3 protein-coding genes and 1 pseudogene are annotated in these 3,229 nt (G+C 44.4%); all 4 read left to right on the top strand.

What is annotated here, in order from left to right; translation table 11 throughout:
* The first annotated feature begins 382 nt into the window (after window positions 1-382).
* The gene (locus tag VIN08_RS15995) at window positions 383-1,123 is read left to right on the top strand and encodes an electron transfer flavoprotein subunit beta/FixA family protein (protein WP_331967095.1); all 741 of its coding nucleotides are present in this window, start codon (window positions 383-385) and stop codon (window positions 1,121-1,123) included.
* Between the two features lie 39 nt (window positions 1,124-1,162).
* The gene (locus VIN08_RS15990; RefSeq protein WP_331967093.1) at window positions 1,163-2,116 is read left to right on the top strand and encodes an electron transfer flavoprotein subunit alpha/FixB family protein; all 954 of its coding nucleotides are present in this window, start codon (window positions 1,163-1,165) and stop codon (window positions 2,114-2,116) included.
* A 71-nt stretch (window positions 2,117-2,187) separates the two neighbouring features.
* On the top strand, window positions 2,188-2,784 hold the full coding sequence (locus VIN08_RS15985) for a bifunctional nuclease family protein (protein WP_331967091.1): 597 nt from the start codon (window positions 2,188-2,190) through the stop codon (window positions 2,782-2,784).
* 261 nt (window positions 2,785-3,045) lie between these two features.
* A pseudogene (locus VIN08_RS15980) lies at window positions 3,046-3,229 on the top strand (hypothetical protein); the annotation flags it as partial.

Here is a 3,229-nt window from a genome sequence, read left to right as displayed (position 1 = left end):
CGGCATGATAATATGTAGGCAGGTAGTCGGGATGTTTTTGCATCAGCTCATCAAACAACGCTGCAGCTTGCGTGGTATCAGACTTTATATATTCCAGTGCAAGGGCATAGCGGTTGAAAGGATCATCCGGATCATCGTTCACAAATTGCCGGAGTTGGTCAAGTCGGTTCATGGTATATTTGCTACCTTCTATCAGCGCTTAAACATAAATATTATTACCATACCCATCGTTGCTATACGGGCATATAATTTTTTTAGAGGTTGTCCTTCATGATAGTGAATGCTTTCTGAAATTTTAAAATTTTGGCATTGGGTATCCGGTTTTTTGTATCTTGAGCCCTGTTTCCAAAAACCACTTTCGAACTTATTGATTTAGAGCGAGATGAAGATTTTAGTCTGTATTACCCACGTTCCGGATACCACATCCAAAATCAATTTTACTGATAACAATACCAAGTTTGATCCTGCTGGTGTCCAGTTCATCATCGGCCCGTACGATGATTATGCATTGGCGCGTGCTATCGAGATCAAAGAGGCCAATGCAGGCACAACGGTAACGGTGCTCAATGTTGGTACTGCTGATACCGAACCCACCATTCGCAAAGCGTTGGCAATTGGAGCAGACGATGCTATACGTGTGAATGCCGAACCAACCGATTCATTCTTTGTTGCGGCACAGATTGCTGAGCACGCCAAAGCGACAGGATATGATCTTATTCTCATGGGCCGTGAGTCCATTGACTATAACAGTGGTGTAGTACACGGTATAGTTGGCGAGATGCTGGGTATACCTTCCGTATCTCCGGTGATGAAGCTGGATATAGAAGGAACGAAAGCAAAACTGGCACGCGAGATTGAAGGTGGTAAAGAATCACTGGAAGTAAATCTTCCGTTCGTGGCCGGATGCCAGGAACCTATAGCAGAATGGAAGATACCCAACATGCGCGGTATCATGTCTGCACGCACCAAGCCCTTGAAAGTAGTAGAGCCTAAAGCAGTAGATAGTGGTGTTAAACTTCAGAAGTTTGAATTGCCACCGCCAAAAGGTGCTGTTAAAATGATATCAGCCGATAATGTAGCCGAGCTTGTTACATTATTGAAGAATGAGGCGAAAGTACTGTAATCCGATCAACCGATCCATCCATTTTAAACAACCATGCACATGTCAATACTTGTTTTTGTTGAAAGCGCAGAAGGACAAATAAAGAAAACATCGCTGGAAGCTGTTTCATACGCACATGCCATGGGCGGCCCGGTAACAGCCATAGCACTCGGTACTGTTGACAAAGCAGCGCTCGAAGCTCTTGGAAAATATGGAGCGCAGAAAGTACTGCACGCAGCCGATGATAAACTTAATCAGGGAATTATTCAGGCATACGCAGCTGTATTGGAAAAAGCATTGCAGGATGAAGGCGCAGATATACTTGTGCTCGCAAATTCATCGCTGGGTACACCGGTAGCAGCGCGCGTTGCCGCTAAAATAGGAGCGAGCCTCGCGACCAATGTTACTGAACTGCCTGATACTTCTGCAGGCTTTGTGGTAAAGCGCAGCATCTATACCGGTAAAGCATTTGCCAAAGTAGAATTGCAGAAGGCCAAGAAAGTTATTGCTCTCAGGAAGAATGCAGCGGAAGCAAAAGAAGTAGGCAGCGCTGTTTCGGTTACTCCATATACAGTTTCATTGTCGGATGCAGACTTCGCGGTGAAGATACTGTCGTCTGAAAAGGCTACCGGAGAAGTATTGCTGCCGGAAGCAAACATCGTTGTGTCGGGAGGCCGCGGTATGAAAGGTCCCGAACACTGGGGCATTCTGGAAGAGCTTGCCAAAACATTGCACGCAGCAACAGGCTGCAGTAAGCCGGTATCAGATATGGGATGGAGACCTCACCACGAACACGTGGGCCAGACTGGTGTGAAAGTGGCTCCACAGCTTTACATTGCCGTGGGAATTTCGGGGGCAATTCAGCACCTGGCGGGTGTAAACTCTTCAAAATACATTGTTGTGATTAATAAAGACGCCGATGCACCATTTTTTAAGGCTGCTGATTACGGAATCGTAGGAGATGCTTTTGACGTTGTTCCTAAACTGACGGCTGCTTTAAAAGCCGCAAAATAATTGTAGCGAAGCAATGTGTAGTCAGGTGATTTGTGTAAGTTGTATTACAAACGCAGAAGAGAGATAGCAGCGTGAAAAAAATCAAACTTGAAATATTAGGCTTGTCGTCCAGTCAGTCAACCACAGGGTCGTTTGCACTCGTACTCGGGGAAACTGAAGGAAACAGAAGGCTACCCATTATTATAGGCATGTTCGAGGCGCAGGCAATTGCCATTGAAATTGAAAAGATTATTCCGAATCGTCCTATGACGCATGATCTGTTCAAGGCATTCGCCAACAACTTTCACTTTACAGTAGAAGAGATCATTATCTCCGATTTGAAAGAAGGTGTATTCTTTGGCAAGATCGTATGCTCCGATGGCTTGAAGAAAACAGAGATCGATGCAAGACCGTCTGATGCTATCGCTATCGGACTGCGCTTTGATTCTCCCATCTATACTTACGAAAACATTTTGGCAGAAGCCGGTATAGTACTCACCGATGAAGCCGAAGAAGACAAGCCGGAGCCGAAGATCGAAAAAGCCAAAGTAAAGAAAGAAGCAACGCGTAAAGACGACTTCAAGAACTATACGGTAGATCGCCTCAACGAGCTACTCAAAGAAGCCATTGACAAAGAAGACTACGAGCGTGCCGCGAAGATCCGCGATGAGCTGGGGAAGAGAAATTAAGTTTAAAGTTCCAGGTTCACAGTTTAAAGTTCACGGTTTAGAGTTTTAAACCGAAAGCATAAGTAAACAGCAGAAAGTTGAAGAAGCTTTCTGCTGTTTTATTCTATACCATCAACGTAAAATCGAACCTAACTTTGAACGTTGAACCATAAACCTTAAACGTTGAGCCTTAAACTTTAAACGTTGAGCCTTAAACTTTAAACTTTCTACTTTACGCATAAAGCATTCTTCACTATCTTTAGTAAAAACCACCAAGTTGTTATGAGAACCCTCCTCACAATTTTATTGTGCAGCATATCCGTTTTGGTATGGGCGCAAAAAGAAATTCAGAAGAAGATACAAACACAATTTATCGATGCAGAGAATGGTGCGGTGATTGAATTGCCGGAAGGGCGTTTTCAATTTGATGCAAGCCTGTGGCTGGATGGCAAGAAGGACGTTACCA

Origin of the sequence: Ohtaekwangia sp. (assembly GCF_036568665.1) — a bacterium.
Lineage (GTDB): Bacteria > Bacteroidota > Bacteroidia > Cytophagales > Cyclobacteriaceae > Ohtaekwangia.
Note: the sequence above shows the minus strand (reverse complement) of the source record. Positions and strands in the feature narration are given on the sequence as shown.